25 protein-coding genes are annotated in these 17,695 nt (G+C 35.9%); 2 read left to right on the plus strand and 23 right to left on the minus strand.

The features are described from left to right. Positions 1–19 precede the first annotated feature (19 nt). From BXY41_RS20295 to BXY41_RS20340, 10 genes are all read right to left on the minus strand, one after another. The gene (locus tag BXY41_RS20295; RefSeq protein ID WP_104438697.1) at positions 20–907 is read right to left on the minus strand and encodes a GNAT family N-acetyltransferase; all 888 of its coding nucleotides are present in this window, start codon (positions 905–907) and stop codon (positions 20–22) included. A 2-nt stretch (positions 908–909) separates the two neighbouring features. Further along, entirely contained in the window at positions 910–1,254 is a 345-nt protein-coding gene (locus tag BXY41_RS20300) for a hypothetical protein (RefSeq protein WP_104438698.1), read from the minus strand. A 30-nt stretch (positions 1,255–1,284) separates the two neighbouring features. After that, complete coding sequence (locus tag BXY41_RS20305) at positions 1,285–1,842, minus strand: GNAT family N-acetyltransferase (RefSeq protein WP_104438699.1); 558 nt, start codon at positions 1,840–1,842, stop codon at positions 1,285–1,287. A gap of 55 nt (positions 1,843–1,897) precedes the next feature. Then, complete coding sequence (locus BXY41_RS20310) at positions 1,898–2,650, minus strand: class I SAM-dependent methyltransferase (RefSeq protein WP_104438700.1); 753 nt, start codon at positions 2,648–2,650, stop codon at positions 1,898–1,900. 36 nt (positions 2,651–2,686) lie between these two features. Then, complete coding sequence (locus tag BXY41_RS20315; RefSeq protein WP_104438701.1) at positions 2,687–3,181, minus strand: hypothetical protein; 495 nt, start codon at positions 3,179–3,181, stop codon at positions 2,687–2,689. 41 nt (positions 3,182–3,222) lie between these two features. Continuing rightward, positions 3,223–3,699 (minus strand): hypothetical protein, encoded by a 477-nt coding sequence (locus BXY41_RS20320; RefSeq protein WP_104438702.1) that lies wholly within the window; start codon positions 3,697–3,699, stop codon positions 3,223–3,225. Between the two features lie 32 nt (positions 3,700–3,731). Then, the gene (locus tag BXY41_RS20325; protein WP_104438703.1) at positions 3,732–4,361 is read right to left on the minus strand and encodes a chloramphenicol acetyltransferase; all 630 of its coding nucleotides are present in this window, start codon (positions 4,359–4,361) and stop codon (positions 3,732–3,734) included. A gap of 30 nt (positions 4,362–4,391) precedes the next feature. Then, on the minus strand, positions 4,392–5,324 hold the full coding sequence (locus BXY41_RS20330; RefSeq protein ID WP_104438704.1) for a GNAT family N-acetyltransferase: 933 nt from the start codon (positions 5,322–5,324) through the stop codon (positions 4,392–4,394). Positions 5,325–5,404: 80 nt separating this feature from the next. Beyond that, entirely contained in the window at positions 5,405–5,872 is a 468-nt protein-coding gene (locus tag BXY41_RS20335) for a GNAT family N-acetyltransferase (protein WP_104438705.1), read from the minus strand. Between the two features lie 24 nt (positions 5,873–5,896). After that, on the minus strand, positions 5,897–6,418 hold the full coding sequence (locus BXY41_RS20340) for a GrpB family protein (protein ID WP_104438706.1): 522 nt from the start codon (positions 6,416–6,418) through the stop codon (positions 5,897–5,899). Positions 6,419–6,655: 237 nt separating this feature from the next. On the opposite strand from BXY41_RS20340, the gene BXY41_RS20345 reads away from it, so the two are divergent. Further along, entirely contained in the window at positions 6,656–7,027 is a 372-nt protein-coding gene (locus BXY41_RS20345; protein WP_104438707.1) for a hypothetical protein, read from the plus strand. A gap of 38 nt (positions 7,028–7,065) precedes the next feature. On the opposite strand, the gene BXY41_RS20350 is transcribed toward BXY41_RS20345, so the two are convergent. The 12 genes from BXY41_RS20350 to BXY41_RS20405 all read right to left on the minus strand — a co-directional run bounded on the left by BXY41_RS20350 (position 7,066) and on the right by BXY41_RS20405 (position 15,116). Then, the gene (locus BXY41_RS20350; protein WP_104438708.1) at positions 7,066–7,608 is read right to left on the minus strand and encodes a 2'-5' RNA ligase family protein; all 543 of its coding nucleotides are present in this window, start codon (positions 7,606–7,608) and stop codon (positions 7,066–7,068) included. 50 nt (positions 7,609–7,658) lie between these two features. Next, the gene (locus BXY41_RS20355; RefSeq protein WP_104438709.1) at positions 7,659–8,087 is read right to left on the minus strand and encodes a GNAT family N-acetyltransferase; all 429 of its coding nucleotides are present in this window, start codon (positions 8,085–8,087) and stop codon (positions 7,659–7,661) included. Between the two features lie 91 nt (positions 8,088–8,178). Next, positions 8,179–8,769, minus strand: coding sequence for a nitroreductase family protein (locus tag BXY41_RS20360; RefSeq protein ID WP_104438710.1), 591 nt, complete (start codon positions 8,767–8,769; stop codon positions 8,179–8,181). Beyond that, complete coding sequence (locus tag BXY41_RS20365) at positions 8,770–9,246, minus strand: GNAT family N-acetyltransferase (protein WP_104438711.1); 477 nt, start codon at positions 9,244–9,246, stop codon at positions 8,770–8,772. A gap of 25 nt (positions 9,247–9,271) precedes the next feature. Next, positions 9,272–10,321: a hypothetical protein gene (locus tag BXY41_RS20370; protein WP_104438712.1), complete on the minus strand. Its 1,050-nt coding sequence runs from the start codon at positions 10,319–10,321 to the stop codon at positions 9,272–9,274. Between the two features lie 35 nt (positions 10,322–10,356). Further along, complete coding sequence (locus BXY41_RS20375; protein WP_104438713.1) at positions 10,357–10,644, minus strand: hypothetical protein; 288 nt, start codon at positions 10,642–10,644, stop codon at positions 10,357–10,359. 63 nt (positions 10,645–10,707) lie between these two features. Next, positions 10,708–11,625, minus strand: coding sequence for an alpha/beta hydrolase family protein (locus tag BXY41_RS20380; RefSeq protein WP_104438714.1), 918 nt, complete (start codon positions 11,623–11,625; stop codon positions 10,708–10,710). A gap of 39 nt (positions 11,626–11,664) precedes the next feature. Then, on the minus strand, positions 11,665–12,264 hold the full coding sequence (locus BXY41_RS20385; RefSeq protein WP_104438715.1) for a histidine phosphatase family protein: 600 nt from the start codon (positions 12,262–12,264) through the stop codon (positions 11,665–11,667). 70 nt (positions 12,265–12,334) lie between these two features. Next, positions 12,335–13,033, minus strand: a complete 699-nt coding sequence (locus tag BXY41_RS20390) for a DUF1963 domain-containing protein (protein WP_104438716.1) — start codon at positions 13,031–13,033, stop codon at positions 12,335–12,337. A 28-nt stretch (positions 13,034–13,061) separates the two neighbouring features. Next, the gene (locus BXY41_RS20395; protein WP_104438717.1) at positions 13,062–13,994 is read right to left on the minus strand and encodes a carbon-nitrogen hydrolase family protein; all 933 of its coding nucleotides are present in this window, start codon (positions 13,992–13,994) and stop codon (positions 13,062–13,064) included. Between the two features lie 72 nt (positions 13,995–14,066). Continuing rightward, complete coding sequence (locus tag BXY41_RS20400) at positions 14,067–14,642, minus strand: AAA family ATPase (RefSeq protein ID WP_104438718.1); 576 nt, start codon at positions 14,640–14,642, stop codon at positions 14,067–14,069. A 27-nt stretch (positions 14,643–14,669) separates the two neighbouring features. Next, entirely contained in the window at positions 14,670–15,116 is a 447-nt protein-coding gene (locus tag BXY41_RS20405) for a GNAT family N-acetyltransferase (RefSeq protein ID WP_104438719.1), read from the minus strand. Positions 15,117–15,507: 391 nt separating this feature from the next. Between BXY41_RS20405 and BXY41_RS20410 the strand changes: the two genes are divergently transcribed. Beyond that, positions 15,508–16,263 carry a ferric reductase-like transmembrane domain-containing protein gene (locus BXY41_RS20410; protein ID WP_104438720.1) on the plus strand — a complete coding sequence of 252 codons (756 nt, stop codon included), beginning with the start codon at positions 15,508–15,510 and terminating at the stop codon, positions 16,261–16,263. 8 nt (positions 16,264–16,271) lie between these two features. On the opposite strand, the gene BXY41_RS20415 is transcribed toward BXY41_RS20410, so the two are convergent. Next, positions 16,272–17,585, minus strand: coding sequence for a hypothetical protein (locus BXY41_RS20415; RefSeq protein WP_104438721.1), 1,314 nt, complete (start codon positions 17,583–17,585; stop codon positions 16,272–16,274). Positions 17,586–17,695 lie beyond the last annotated feature (110 nt).

The raw sequence follows: 17,695 nt of genomic DNA on the forward strand, positions 1-17,695 counted from the left end.
AATTTAATCAATTGCCTTTTCATGCACGTGACAACATGGGAAACATCACCTTGTTGTCCCTAAATATATTCTCTTTTCCCTTTAGCACGAATAAGTGATTGTCTTCTTCCTGTGATTCTTCAATTATAAAGCCATATTTTAATTCCGGTGTAAATCCCAGACATACATGATCTGTATCATCATTAGCCACAACACCTAAAATATCCTCCAGCCGGTTATTGCCATCGGCAAAAACATCATAACAAATGAGCCTGTTTTTCTCATGTTTAACCACTGCAACAGCATCATATTGTGGGATATAATAAATATCATTCGTTCTGAATTGTATACAATGAAATACAAACTGACTCAGATTATCCACTTTTAGTTCTGAAAATGGATTTCCTCTCTTGTAACTTTTAATTAATATTTCCCAGTCTTCCGGATCCTCTATATTAAGCTTTCTATATGTCCCCTCTGATTTTAAGATGGGTTTACTATATTCAAATTCTTTGTATTCCTCAAAATTAAACTTAGGATAAAAATCAACAACAGAATCATTTGATAATAAATAAACTGCATCACATTTATCCACCCAATCGGCTAAAACGTTTTCCATCAGATAGCGGTTTAATCCTTTTTTTCTATACTCAGGCAAAGTCATAACAGTGCTGATTTGTACATATCTCTTTTGTTGGCCTTTCCAGTTTATGTCATTCACACATACTGCCACACTTGAAACTGCCGTATCGCCATGCATAATAACATATGGGATATAACGGTTATCCATATAACCGGATTGATACCACGTTTCATATTTTAGTTTGTATATATCTTTTGAAAGCTGAAAGTAACGGTTCCTTGTAAATTCATCTTCCATTACACGATCAATATAATTATATGCCTGTCCTTTTATGTTACATTGCATTATCAATTCTCCCCCGCATCACTGATTATTTCCTTAAATGGATTCTCGCTATCTGATACCTCTTGGATAATCACAATTGGATCTGATATTAATCCATATTTGTCATCCTCTGGATACGTGACAGCAATTCTGGGATTATCTCCAGCAAATGCGATCATGCTATCCATTGAGTCCCATTTAGTACACAAGAAAAAATGAGCATATTGATCCTGTTCGATTATCTCCAAATAGGCTCCCTGATTGCCTTTTATAGCAAGAGATTCTTTCACTCCTGTCTCATATTCATATTTTTCAAATTCATCTTTCATATTTAAAGGAACCATTCCGTGCCACGTTCTTGAAATCATGGTTTATATCACTCCTAACCTATTTTATCTTCACCTTTTATTATGAAAGGCATATGGTAATTGTAAAAATTCTGTTCTGGTAATTGAATAAACACTTGTTTTTATGTTAATCTGATCGGGATATTCCTCACGTAATGACATCCCCATCTTTTCGGCTACTTTTCTTGATGGGATATTAGTCGAATTCTGATACGAGAAGACTTCGTTAAAATCAGTGTTCTTAAAGACATACTCCAAGCATGCTTTTGATGCCTGGGAGGCATATCCTTTATTCCAAAAACGCTTATTAATATGATAGCCGATTTCAGGAAACAAATTGCCATCTCGATAGATGTTTTGCATGGTAATACCACAATCACCAATAAACTCATTGGTTTTCTTTAAAATAACCGCCCATAATCCAAATCCGTATTTGCTATAATTATCAAGGTTCCAGTTGATCCACTTTCTGGTCTGATCCTCATCAAATTCTCTTGGATAATACTGCATCGTCTCTTTATCGGATAATATTTGATGCCAGGCATCAAAGTCCGCCATTGTCAGCTCTCTTAATGCAATCTGATCTGTTTCTATAATATATTTAGTCATTATCTCTCCCTTAATTTACTCCACTGCCTATTGATCATTTTATATTCCAAAAAAATCACCGCCTTGCTACCAATGTAAATTCTCCTGGTACACTATTATTTTTCCATGCAGGATGCTCATCAAATCGGGACAACGTGAATCCCGCCGTTATAACTGCATTAATTATTTCACTGATCGTGTATTTTCTATAACTGCATAAAGGCATCTGTTTCCGAATTTCATCAGGGAAAAATCTTGCATGAGCCATCTCACCTTCAAATACATCACTTGAAAAATAATTCATTGCAGGCTGCTCAAGCCCTAACATATCCGCTATCTTTTGAAAAGGGTGGAAATCACTGCATATAAGCCTTCCATTTGGCTTAAGGAGCTGATACATTACTTTCATGAATTGGTTAAGGTCATGAAAATAGTGAAGGATTCCGCCCTCCATGAATACCACATCAAAAGAAGCTTCGTATTTGTTCATGTCTATTTCCAAAACATCCCCAACAACAAAATTAATTTTTACATTTGCGGCATCTGCTACCTCAAGTGCGTATCTTTTATTGTCTTCTGATATATCAAAAATTGTTACTTCTGATCCCAGAATTGCAAGAGGGATTGCTTTCTTCCCACATGAACCGCATATATTGGCCACTTTTATATCTTTATAAGTTTCAAAGTAATCAGCATAACGTTTCAGCATTCCCCTTGGGTCTTCCAGATCCTTCTTTGCCCGTTCTTTGGGTTCACCTGAGTTATTTATCCAAAAGTCATATGCATTATATTCCCATGCCTTCTTATTTTGTTGACAATAATTTTTCATGTAATCCTTTCCTGTCTCCAAATGAAACTAAAATGCTTATACCGCAAATTCCATAAAATATGCGTGCTGCTGGTCGATGAGCCCTTTAATTTCATCAATGTCATTGGTTGTAACATCAGGCATTTCTAATACAAACGCTCCGCATGTCGCTTTCATTTCGCCATCAGGAAATGTATATGTATAAACAAATTTATCACCTTTACAGAATCCACATTCCCCACATTTTGCCAGACGATTGTTGCTCGATAAAATCCTGTCCCTTATAACCTTGGCAAACTTATCAGAGTAATTGGTGCAAGAAGAAAAACGCAGCCCAAAGAATGCATCTGCACCCCCCTCCCGAACGCCAAACCGGGCTATGACCCTGTTATGAGAAAGGTTTGAAAAGGAAAGAATGTAACCCTTTGTCTGCTTTTTCATAGGGGTGTACCCCCGTTCAATCAGCAGATTAATGATTGGCTGATAGACCATCTTCTGTTCGGAACTTATCATCGAGCAGAATGCTTCAATATGTTTTTCCCACGCTTTCATGCAAATCCCCCACCCTATAATATATAATTTAAAATATATTATTATTGACTTTTCAACTTGATTGGAATAAATGTTTCCATCTGAGCCCAGCCTTGGGCTTGTATAATTTCTGCAGGCGTTATGATATGTCCCATTGGATAATGATTTGGACGTATATCTAATTCTAAAAAATCCGAGCTTTCAATATATTTTAGAGCTTCCTTATACAGCTTTCCATTGGTTTCCTCATCACCATCTTTGTAAGAATAAGTCAAAAAATAACCACCATCAAAATGAATTACTTCATTTCCCCCATCATCCATGTCTTCACTCAACGCCCATATCCATACCATACCTTGTTGTTCTTCATCATAGTAAAGAAAATCTCTTGGTAAAAACCTGTCTCTGTCCGACAGGTTCATAGCAGAAAAATATATATCAAATTTGCCTAACACTCCTTCAGGAGAAAAATCAAAATGTTTATCTACCCCAGATGATGCAGCTTTGAATGGGGGTAAAGAGATTATCCTAAATTCCATAACGCCTCCTCTTAGTTTAATAAATTTAAGTTTCAGTCCTGTATCTCGTTTAAATAATTTTGTAACGAATCCACCAATTTTCCAATATGTATTCCATCTACAAAAGAGTGATGAACCTGAACGGAAAAGGGAAGTATCTTCTTTCCATCTCTGTCAAAGTATTTTCCCCAATCAAACAATGGAGTGGCATTATCCTTTTTACCAGAGTTTGTATGTGAAATATGAGTGTACGATACCCATGGCATTGGAGAAAATTGAAATACATCATTTCCCAGCGGTCCTGTGAAATAGTCCTTTTGATCTTCAGCTTTCCGGGATGCCACCGAATTATTTTGTTCCAGAGTGTCCTGCATCTCAACATTGACAACTTTAAATAACTCTGTTTCTTTATTCAAATAGGTAAAGGCTGTGTTAATTTTGTCATAAAGCACTATTTTTCCATCAAGAAAGCGATATCGAAATTCTTCAATGTCATTTGCACATTTTGAAACGATATAGATGAGGGATAGGGTAAAGGATCGATCTTCTTTCCGGACTTTCTTTAAAAAATTTGTAATATCCAATTCAAAAGTGACACAATACGATGGTTCTATACTGTTTCTGAATACCTGGCAATGAAAAGCTCTTTTCCAATTGGTTTCATCAATTATCTTATATGCCATAATATCTGCACCCCTTTCTTAAAATCTCCATCAAATCTTTTTCCAATGCGTCCATACAATCCCGTCAGAGTAACCAATTTTCTTGTAAAATTCGTTTCCTCCGCCAGTCATATGAGTTGCACCAAGCTTCTTCATTCGTTCATAATGTTTTGATAATGCGCTCGCTGCCAATCCTCTGTTTCTATATTCTGGTATTGTGCATAAGGGTTCCATATAAGCTAAATTGTTTTCCTTAACCCACCACATTCCCGAGTAACAAGCATACTCTCCTTCTTCGTTTGCAATGATTATATCAAATTGGGGAGTTGCATGAGGTGCCGGACACATGACACCTTTCCTCACACCATTATATCCCTTTTGTGGATTCCAGTTCGTTCCGCAATCTGCCTCTTCCCAATTTTCAAACGGACCTTTATCCTGCTCATGATCAAATCCTTTCCAGCAGCACCTTGCCAGTTTTACGGGATCAACCTCACTCTCCTTTACGAAATGGAAACCTTCCGGCAGCTGATAGGAAAGTTCATTTTGAAAGTCGAAAATGAAGTCGTGTTCTTCATACACCTTACAATATCCTCTCTTTGCCACTGCATCAATCAGAGATTCCTGTCCTTTAAATAAAATGAATTGTTTCTGCTTATGGAAATTTGGCATATATTCTTCTGCGTAATCCAATAGTTCCTCCACTAATTCTTCATATCCCGGACGAAGATTAAAAAATATGTTAGTAACAGGTGATTCTGTGAAAACAAATGCTACAACTTTGTCTCCATCAAACCAGATGCGGTTCAAATACTGATATGAAATGTCCATCCAGGTTGATGTAATGGCATATTCATAAAAAGGAGCCGCCACACCATTGCTGAAATTGCGCCCATAGATTTCCACCATGAAATCCCATATTAAATTAATGTCTGTTAATATCTGAAATTGCTTTGTCTTTATATTTCTATTATATTCTTCCATACCTGATTTCTCCTATACAATATCATGTTTTCACAATTCACTTCCCATGGTATTGCTTACTCCTGTATTAGATGATGAATTTATTTATATTCATATTCCATATATCTACGATATGTACAAAATCCAACTGACTCATAAAACTTTACTGCTCCCTCATTAAATTCAAATACATCTAATTCTAATTTATCAAAGTTTCTTTCTTTTGCTTGTTTTTTTATAAACTCAAATAACTCTGTAGCGATCTTCTGACGTCTGAATTTTTCATCTACGCCAAATTCTTTTACGTGATAATATCTTCTCGCATTCATATATGGAGATGAAGGTTTATCAATATATTCGACGCTGGCAAAGCCACATATTATATCATTCCTAATTGCCACTAACACATCGCAATCATCTGATTCCCACAGACTATAAATTCCTTCTTGCATCTCTTTGCTAAAATCTTTCTTACAGATATCCGGACGACCATTAGCATGTAATTCGTTAACTTGTTTTCTAATCTGATTAACCCTTTCCAATTCCTCTCTTTTTGCAAAACGTATCATAAAATACCCGCCTCCTATTTTTAGTCAATAGTCCAATATTTTGCATTTTCCATAAATTTTCTCTACAATCGAATTTTTATATTGGATATAGCCTTCAATATTATCTGGATACAACGCTGCTCCTTCACGCTTAACTTTACTATATTCCTGAACAGTATCATGATGCATACGAAGGTAATCCCGGAAAGCAAGATGCCGTTTTAGTTCTTTTGAATTTTGTGGACAAACATACAGATGATGAAGCATGTATTCCGGTTTATTTTCATAACAGAAAGCCTCTCTCCCTTCGATACCAAGGTTTCCTTCATATTTATAGCCTATATTCTCCAGTTTATTGATGACGAAAGGCAGGAGTTTATTATCGGAAATAACAACATCAATATCAATAACAGGTTTTGCCCATAATCCTTGTACTGAGGTACTTCCTACATGCTCAACTGACACTGTCAGTTGACCTAAAACCCGGATAATTTCTGCTTTGATTTTTTCAAATTCTTTTGGCCACTCTTCATTATAGGGAACAACTAAAACTTTTTTTGTTTTCATAATTAATCTCCATAAAATTTTCACAGGTCTCGCATGAGGATCTTCATCTGCATATCGTCACAAATATTTAGGTTTCAGGAATTCACATCGTTGCCCAAATTGTAAAAAAGAATTTCGTTAAATCCTAAATTTGTCAAATAAACATACTAGCTAGCAAATTTAACACATTGTTAAAATATTATTAATATCTTAATCCTCTCAATATGTTAGAATAAATTAAAAACATGAGGAGGAATTATGAAAAAACATACTCTTTTAATAACCATACTCTTATTGATCTGTCAATTAACTGCTTGTAGTATAAAAGCCAAACACCCTGTAATTCAAGAAGCAACTGAGATGACTAATAAACAGGTTTCTTGTACCCTTAAGCAGTTCTCCTATTACGGAATAGATTGTATAGCTGCAACTGCATCATCAGCCTCTTTTGTTGATGGAATGAGCGAGGATTTTAATGCTTATGATTTAACTGATTCGAATGACAATGAATATGTATTAATTCTCACTAAATCTTCCAAAGAATTTATAGCTTTACTACATAGTGATGGTGAACTAATGTGTGGATTAATTGATAATCATACAACTCCCAAATTATTTGAAGATAAATAATTCACATTATCAGGAAACTTGATTGGCTCCTGACTTCATTATTTTAATTCAAAGCGTTGTATTAACTTCATTGGGTATGTATACACCTCTAATGCAACAATCCTTGTCAATTCAAATATTTGATGTTCGAATATAACTTCCATTGCTTTTTGTATTTGGTTAATTTCAAATACGCCAATTGTAGAATGTATTACTGGGTGTACAAATTTAGCGGAGTACCACCTGCCAATATTCCCACAATAATCATCTAATTTTTCGTGAAAGGCATAGTAGAAATCTATCAGTGCTTTCGACGGTGAAGGTGAAGTAAATAATATCGCTGTTTTAGCATCTTCCCCTTGTGGTGGAAAAATACCTACTGAGGAAAACAAAACCTCAAATGTAGAATATCTTTTTATAAATTCATCAGTCCACTCTAAAAGCTTATTAATTTCAACATTTTCATAAGCCGCAATAGTAATATGTGGCTCCCATTCGGAAATCTCTTTCATGAAGCCTTTAGCGTATAGACTTTTCCGCAGACTTATCAGCTTTTCAGTTTTTTCATCATTAAATCTAGCTGCAACAACATAATTTGCCACTAAAAATCCCTCCAAATGCTCAACATATATGAATATTAAGTTTCCAATAATTATAACTGTTTCTTTAATGTATATAGTCTGATATCATCTGGAAAACCGTCGACTTCCCCACAAATAACATATCCTTGCTTTTGATAAAAAAGTGGTGCTTGAAAAGAATATGTTGTCAGATGAGCAATCTGGCATCCAGCGGTTATTGCCTGATGTTCAATCACTTCCAATAATCGTGATGCTATTTTTTGACCTCTATAAGCTTCCTGCACCCAAAGAACTTCTACTTCTAAGGAGGAGAGATAAGTTGATCCCGATACACCTCCCACAATATCTCCCTTATCATTTCGTGCTATATTCGTAAACTCTATATCTGGTACTTTTAATTTACCGTTTGTTCGTTTCATGTTGTGCTTTAGTAAACCATTTATACGAACTGAATTTATAAACTCTTGTTCATCACAATCATTATAAATAGTTATAGACATTTTCCTCACCTCCCATAACACTTATTTAATACATCAAAGCTGCTCCTCACTGATAAAGCTCAGGTATAACACCTTATTTTAATCATCAAATTCAATCACGCCACTCAAGAATATCATCTAACCTTTTTCTTGGTCTCGCATGAGGATCTTCATCTGCATAACCTACTGTCATTGCAGCAAAAAGCTCTCCTTCAACATTTAGCCAATCGCTTAATTCCCTGTATGCAAAATATGTATCGCAAATCCATAAGCTACCCAGTCCAAGTTCAGAAGCTGTGAGCGCCATGTTCTCAATTGCTGCACCGATTGACTGAGCATTACAGATTTCGTAAATACGTTCTTCCGGTTTTATTGAAGAATAAATATCTAATCCAAGGGAATTGATAATAAAAATGACAACAGGTGCCTGATCCATTATTTTCAAAGTATATTCTGCACTATTGAGATGCTGGGCGCTTTCTGGAAGAAGCGGAAACTCCTTCTCTCTTATTAATCCTTTCCCCATAGCTGCAAGCATATCCTTCTTGGCATTGCCAGTTACTACAATAAATTTCCATGGCTGTCGGTTTTTAGAAGATGGTGCAAGGATTCCTGACTGTAAAATTTCCTCTATCATGTGTCTGGGTACATCTGCTCTTTTATAATTCCGTATACTACGCCTGTTTATAATGGCTGATAACATTTAACGATCCCTCCTCAGATATACCATATCAACCAGCTGTTTTCCATCTTCAAACATTGGGTGATCGTAGTTATCTACAAAAAAGTTTATTATTCGGTGTGATTCTGTAAATCCACATTTTTTATAAAAAGTAAGCGAAGAGGGAACATCTCCTGTCCCAACAAGCATAGTGTTACAATCCGTATAAGTGGAAAACAGGAACTCTATCAGACTTTTTCCATAGCCTTTTCGTTGACAATCAGGTGATACAGCTATGTTTTTAAGCTCGTAAACACCATCACCTTCTTTTGTAATCACACATTCTGCTTTTATGCCATTGTCCTCTAAAACGAACATTTCACCACGCTCAAGATATTTATCTATCATATCTTCCTGCTCGTCGGCCAGCAATAACAAGTCTATAAATTGCTTTTTATTGTTTGTAATTTTCATTATCCTTCTATTGTCGGTATAAATTTCTGCATGATCCAATGCCATATTAAGCTCCCCCTCAATTTCTAATTCATTTCTTTTGTAAGCATGACACTTCTTGATCAAACCATGTTACAATGTCATTTCGCAACGATAGAACAGAATCATTTAGCGATATGGGAATACCACGACAACCTCCGTCACAATGACCGATGATTTCTCTTTTTCTGCCGCAGCCATACCCCTTTACAATCAGTTCCTGCAATATTGGAGAGAATGTTTTTATGGTGTCTGCGTATTCATCTGTCTTTGTGGGTTTCACATTGATATGATAGCCGTTGTTCAGAGAAGCGTTAATCCCCCATAAATCTTTGCGTTTATAACAATACTTTATATAGATATGAAATCCTTTTATTTCCACAATGCAGTTAAATCCTTTATCTGTATAACGCTGATGCAATTGCAGAATAAAATCCCGTACGTCTGCGGTTAAAGGCTTTATCGTATCCTGCACGATGGTAAGTTCATTCGTTCTTTCTTTTTTTAATATTCTGTAATCACAGCGTAAAAAAATATCCTGATTTACAAGAGTGCCATAGTCAGTCTCGGCAATTGCCATAACCTTTAGGCCTGTCAGCATAATGGGATCTTTTGGATATGTAATCTTTATAGTTTTGATGTTTGAGATGTTTTGTTTTTTATCGTTTAAATCTACACCGTGAATACAAATACCGCAATCAGTTAGAAAGCGAAGACATTCAAGGTTTTTGGTAACGGACAGTTTATCCACTAATATGTTGTTTTCACAAATAAGTGAATTGGAGCTATCAACAGACTTGCCATAATAACCTATGTTCATAAGTATAGTTCTTACATAGTGCAAAAATGGATAATACACGGAAAGAGTAGTTCGATTTTCATATTCATGGGCAACTTTTTTGCTATTATCATAATCATTACCTTTGACGTATAAAAAATCGTAAAGCTGAACCAAAAAGGCTCTAAACGCATGAATCCCTTCATATAAGTTTTCATTTACTGTAACATTTTTAAACAAAGGATTAATCGCATATGCTTCGATGGTTCCAGGCACCATTATTTGTTTTAAATAGTTTGCCACATCCGGAAGCGTTTTTCTCATGTGGTTACCTCGTAATTCATTTTTTGTTTTGTGAACTATAGTATTTCTATTTTTTCTTTTAAACTGTTAAGAAAAGACATTTCTAAATCGAGATAACGCCATTCTTTATCATCTTTATATTGTAATATATATTTATTTATAATAATTAATAATTCTCCTTTTTTACCTCCCTCCATTATAAATTTTCTGGCTGTGTCAAGGCATAAACTTTCATATTCATCGCCCACCAATCTTCCTTTTCCAAATGATCCACCTGTTTCAATTAACATTCCATCATATAATGATAATTGTCTTTCAAAATTAGTCAGATAATTATATTTCATTCATTAGTCCCTTGTTCTTTATTTTGTTCAATAATTAGTTTTATGTATCCATCAATTTCTTTGTTATATATGTTTCGCATTTGAATCTATCCACTCTATAATAAAATCAAAACGCTCTTTCGTCATTTCATGACCACCTGGATATCTCTTGTGATACAGGTTTTGTAAGGCATCATATTCTAAATAGGCTTGGCTGGCTTTTTCAACAATATATGACGCATCTTTTGAATATTTATCGTCTTCCGCAGAAACAATCAGCATTTGTCTTGGTGCAATGCAAGATACTAAATCATATATATCATATTTACCATGAAAGTTCGGAATTACGCTTGCCATTTCAATTCCAATATTATTTATCATGCGATACTCATAAGTACAAGCACTACCACTTGCACAACTATAAGCGATTCGTTCATCTAACGCAGAAAGAAATAAGACAGTATTACCCCCGTAAGAATGTCCCAGAGTGCCAATTTTTTTATCATTAACATATATAAGATTAGAGAGCAATGTTATCCCATTCATGGCATCATTCAGCACTTTTTTCATCAAACATTCGCCTGTTATTATACGATAGCACATTTCATTAAAATGCTGCCAAAAGTCAAACCCCTCCACTTGTGGATCCTGACGTCTATCCTCAAAACATATCGAGTCAGGAGCTAACACAACAAATCCCTTTTTTGCCAATTCTGGTCCAAAAGCTTGCAAAGGATTTCCAGCCAGACCACAAACTTCACTCTTTCCCAAATGATGTTCCCTGTTATGCTGGTGATTAATGAGAATAGCTGGATTATTATCAATAATTTCCGGAATTAAAAGAAAAGCAATGACTTTGTCTCCGTAAGAATCATACTCAATCAATTGTCTTGTATATCCATCTGCTTTAGTGGAATCCAACAGTTTATACTCGACATGAGGCATTGTAGTTGGAACTGAAATATCAATTGCTTTTGCTATTTCATTTTTTAAATTAACCATATTACTTACCTCACTTATTAGGGCCCCACTCAAATTCCATTAGGATTTATCAGCTCGCTTTTTTCCTTTAAAATCTTTGTGAATATAAATATGCTCTTTTAAATTAATAAGTTCCATTTTATCAAATTGAAGTTCGATAATGTATGGCATCCAATCAATTATTCGGAGAAAATCATCACAACCAAACTTTGGGTTGTAATAATTAAGAATTGAGCTAAGTGCTGTACCATGAGTTCCAACCACAATAGTTTTACCTTCATTTTTACTGATAATCTCTTCTAATGCCGATATATTTCTTTTCTGAACCATATTGATGGATTCCCCACCATCTTCGTGGAAGTCCTTATCAAGCCAACGCTTCTGAAACATTCCATAATTGTTACCATCAGTGCCTTTTTTTCTTTCACGAAGCCGTTCATCCAATATTATCTCTTTTTTGTGAAACGCAGCTGAATCTTTAATAGTTTCAACACTTCTTTTATATGGACTACAGTAAAAGACATCTATATTCTTTTCTTTCAAAAACTCATATACAATTTTTGAATCTTGCTGACCTTCTACTGTCAAAGGTCTGGTACTGTCATCTTCATTCCAGCTATGGTCTGGCTGTGCATGTCGTACAAAATAAACAATCGTCATAATCTCCTCCAAAACAAGGCTATAATCATCGCATTATTTAAATATATAGGAATTGCTCCTTTAGCAAATATCAATAGAAGTCACAATATACTTTCCAGTCAGACAATTGAGTGTTGTAGAAAAAATAGAAGTTTCCACTGTCTACAATATTGAACTTAGCTTTCTCATCTGAAGAAATTTGCATAACGAACTCATACCCATTACCAAAAGAAAAACCCGACTGGCAAAAGGATGGATAACCACCAACCTTATGTCCTGAATAAATTTCTTCGCATATATCATCAAAATATTCGATTCCTTCCGTTGTCTCTAAATGAAGTATTATATCTTCAATATCATCTGGAATCCCACCACCATCCCAACATGGAAAATCATTCTCCACCAAATTAGGCGTAAGAGGAAATGGTTTCATTATATCAGTTTGATAATTACATGGAACTAAATGTTCTAATGAACCATATGTACGAATGCAAAACCATGAACTCAAATCTTCTGAAACCAGGTTATCCCAAACATCGTTTGACATGAAGATTGTAACAAGTTCAGTACCAGACAATTTAGTGGGTATAAACGGCAGATTCTTCAAGAAAATTGTTGCTATGGGAACCATATCATTTTCTCTTTTATCTTTAGGAAAATTTTCGCCTTCATGCTGCCAGCGGACACTGCCAATCCAGCTTTCCAGTAATTCACCTGTTGGTCTTTTCCCACCAGTCTTAAAGATAATAGCTTTTTTAGAGAGTTTTTTCTTTATTTCTTTCACTGTCATAATTATCACACCTCTTATAGGTTTAATATTACCTGCAATTTTTATAATACGGCAGTGCAACCTCTTTATAATACTGCTTTCCCTTAGGATTAATGGTATCCCAAGCATGGATGTAGGAATCTGGCAGATCCGGAATCCAATACTTATCTGGAAAAATTCTTTCTGCATTTCGACTGGAATTTTTCCATAAGATTTCTGCCATCACAAATCCTCCTCCTTCAAAAAAATTTCTTTTTGCAAGTACTTGACCATTTCCATCCACAATTTGTGCTGCCCCAACAAATTTCCTTGTCTGTAACTTATCAGCATCTGGAAAATTGGACCCGGCTACTATGCCACAATGGTTTGCATGCACAACCGGAACCCCTGACAATTCTGCAAAAGTGACAGGAGCTTCACACGCAAGATTCTGATTGTATTGCCGTAGTGGTTCCCGTTCAATAGGTGCATCTATAGGCAGATCCCACCAGCAGGAGCCTGATAAAACGAGATCCACTTTACCTGCAATTCGCTTTATAGTATCATATCGAAGCATTTCCCAACACAAAGCAACTCCAAAGTTACCTATAGGAGTAACCAGCACATTAACACTATCGCCCTCTGTGTAATAGCAATTTTCAAACTGTGTGGGAATATCTTTTTTATGTACATAATTTTCTCCACTGGGAAATGTAAGCTGAAATATATTAAATGCGTTGTCTCCATCAAAACTAATATAAGAACCACCAATTATAATTTTGTACTTAGCTGCCAACTGTTTTAACCAATTTGCCACATTTTTGTTTTGCCTGGCAACATCCAGCATTTGATTGGAAAAACCCATGGCAGAAGAAAAAAACTCAGGCAATACAACGAGTTCCGCACCTGCTAAAGCCACCTGACTGATATAGTCTTCACATTGCTTCAAGTTAGATGCTACATTAGCGAATTCCGCATTTAACTGGATACTTGCTATTTTCATAGTTTCATCTCCTCGTATAATAAACGACTGCAATTAGTATTCATTAAAGAGCTATCTGGCGAGTAATCGCTCTCACCTAAGATTATTTATAATATTCTCTAGATTATGTATCACAGACAATGTTCCATCAATTACAATAACAGGGCAGCCCAGTTTCGTTGTACATTCTTCAACTTCATTTAAATTACGATTTTTTACCATTTCTCGAAATTCCATTTGCTGTTCATACATATCACCACCATCAAGAACTCTTGCTCCGAACCTTTTTTCTTCCCTCGCTTGAATTCTCTTTAATCTTTCTTCAAGTGGCGTTTGAACCCAAAAAGCAATATCAATGCTAGAAAGAATTTCATCACACCAATTCATTGTAACGCCAGAAATAATAAACCTTGGATGAATCTTTATATTCTCTAGAATTGCAGTTTGTACTTCACTCTTCGTTCTAGGGTTGGAAAAAGGCAACTCATCTGACTGGTCATTCTCAATTACACTTCTATTTTCTAACGCCCATTTTCTTGATTCTCTTTGCTGAGGAAAATAATAATCTTCCACATCCATCTCAAAATAACCTATTTGTTTTGCTAACGCATGTGTCAGAGTCGATTTTCCCCCTCCATTCAGCCCGAAAACAGCAATTCCTTGAATCATCTTTTACACCCCACATGTTTGAAAGCTTTACGTTAGTTTCACATATTCTATCTCATCATCATTTCTTGAAATTTCTCTATAACCAAACTTAGTGTATAAATGCTGATTTCCTAAACTAAATACTGGTGTTGATAATCTCCACTCCTTAATGTCCGGGTGCATGTTCTCAATTAACTGCATCACTTTAAACCCGTAGCCATTTCCTTGATATATTGGATCAATTACGAAATCCTCAAATCTCATTTTATTTCCTTCTATTGGAATTAAAAATAATCCACCAATAATGTTATTATCTAAGATAATTTTGTACGCTATAAAATTAGCTATGATTTTATTCTCAGATTCTACTTTATCATAACCAGGAGGGCCTCCATTTCTACCTAAGTATGTATTTATTTCTTTATTAAAAGCCTTTATCTTTATATCTGTTATTGCCTCTGCATCTTTTAATAGCGCCCGTTTTATCTCTATCATAAATTACTTCCTTACTTTTGAATAAAGTTTTTGGTGGTCTTTCAATTGTTTTCAAACACTTATTCCTATTTTATGACAAATGGTAAGATAATTCAATCAACTAATTAGATTTTATATAATTTGTTTCAACATGCCTCTTTCCATCTATCTACTGTGTTACTACTATTAAAACAAATAGTCCAAGAATCTTAACCACTTTTTTCCCCTTAAACGTAATTATTTATCATTAACTCCTTCAACCAAAACTTTGAGAAAAAAACGCCATAAAGCAATCTTGACACCCTATTATCTACTATGATATAGTTCGTGATGGTTAGTTTTTGCTAACCTTTGTGTAGCCATCTGCACCCAATTTCCAACACTACCAAGAAAGGTTAAACGGCACATTTACATGATTTTCTTAATTGCGTTACTGGAAGCCATCCTATTTGTATTCTTTTTCAAAAATGCCATCCGCAAACACCCGGCAGTATTCTACATACTATCTTTAGCAGTCATCGGATTTATCGTATGTTACACAAAACTAAACCTATACCAAGTATTTCCGGAATGGACCTACCTCTATATTATTTCTGTCTTTTACAGAGGTGCCTTCTCCACTGCACTATTTGTCATTGTTATGTATATTGGCGCCTTAAATCCAAAAGGAAAAATAGTACGGGCGCTGATGCCCATCAGAGGTTATTTGTCCATTATCGCCTGCCTGATTACATTGGCACATTCCTTTGCTTATGGGATCTATTACATAGCAGCTATTTTCAAAACCCCGGAAGAACTGGATCTTCGACAGATCCTGGCATTAGTTCTGACAGTACCGCTCTTTTTAATTATGATTGTTTTAATGGTCACATCTTTTAAGGCGGTAAGAAAAAAGATGAAACCCAGGGTTTGGAAAAATGTACAGCGACTTTCCTACCCCTGGTTTGCCATTCTTTACGTTTACTTGATGGTGCTGTTAATTCCCGGCATGCTGGAATCCCTGAACCCGGCTTCTGGTGTGGAAATGCTCTATCAGGTGAATTATGTTTTATCCGTATTGGCATACACGGTTGTATTTGGTGTTTATCTGATTCTAAGAATCAGGAAGTATAAAAAAGACCAGTTAAGACGAAGACAGAATCTGCAAAAGTCTGCAGTTGCTGTCTGATCAGACTCCTAAAACTCCTTCCACGCCTTTACCACTTCATCCTCCAGCCGTTTTGCAGTATCCCGGTTTAAAGGCATCACTCTGCCATGGTACTGGTAGTAAAGGAGGTTTGACCAGAGAACTTCAAACCCACCCTTGTCATATTCAGCAGCTGTCGGTAGATAACTGGAACATCCATTTGTATAACCATTGAAAAATAACATAGGATTATTGCTTTTCTTCCAGATATTAACTGCAATATCTGACATAACTTCATTTGGAACACCGCAGAGGCAACCGTCATTGACTGCGAAAAACTGTATTTCAATTTCGGCCCCCTGCTTTTTCTCTCCCTTGTTCAGTAATCTCTCCACTTCCCTTAACCACCCTTTACCATCAATCCTACCCATTTCCCATGCTTCGGCTGCGATTTCCCCTGCCCTATTCAATGCCGGAACATCAGCATAAAAAGAGGATTTTACCGAAAACATGGATACTCTGGAGACAGGCTCTGTTTTTATCTGGTTTACGACCGGATAAAGGGATTCACAGATGGCTTCTGCCATATCCTTCAATGCCTTCTGGCTCTGTGCGTCAGATCTTTCTTTCATCTGAACACTGTTGTCCATTAAATGCTCCTCCGCCGGATGGATTTCCAGATAATCTGCATTTTCCTGGCGGTATCTGGGTCTAACATCTCCGGAAGCCCCCTGTACCATCATAACATTACAGCCGTATCTTCTCTCCAGAGCTTCTCTTGCCTCACCAAAATAATCCGGTGAAATCAGGTAATTATCAGGCATCAGAACATTGCAGTGAGCCGTTACCCTGACTACAAGAACTTTTATTTTTTCCTGATCTTCCCCGCATATCTTTAAGATTCCCATTCGTGGATCAATTGGCTGATTACTCTCTCTTCGGTTCATTCCAACCGTGTTTTCTGCAATTCCCCATCCTGCGTATACAGGTACCATGGATTCATCCGCGTTCTTCACCCCTGAAAGAATTGACTGGCACACAAAATCATAATATTCTTTTTCCACTGCAGCATTGGGAGCAGCGTGTGTATGAGAAAAACAAATCATGACCTGCTCCATTTTAGCTGACAGAATCTCTGCTGCTTTTCTTCTTAAAAAACTGGTCAGTTCAACGGTAAATCCCAGGCTGTCAATTGTTATAAGGCAGAATCGTTCCTCATTTTTTTTAATTACAAGAATCTGGGCCTTTAAATCCTTCATAACTCCCCTGGAACAGTTGTCAATCCTTGCATCATATCCTGCCATCTGTACCGGTTTTTCCGGCGTTATGATTCGTTCTTCATATCCCATATATGTCGGTTCCATATTTATTCCCCCCTTACGGCTTTTAAAGTTATTGTATCCGCGTCTTCTGAAGAATTCAATACACCGTTTGTTTCTGTATTATTCTATATAAAATAACGGATCCGCAGCCC

The organism is Lacrimispora xylanisolvens, from assembly GCF_002934545.1.
GTDB classification, from domain to species: Bacteria; Bacillota; Clostridia; order Lachnospirales; family Lachnospiraceae; genus Lacrimispora; species Lacrimispora xylanisolvens.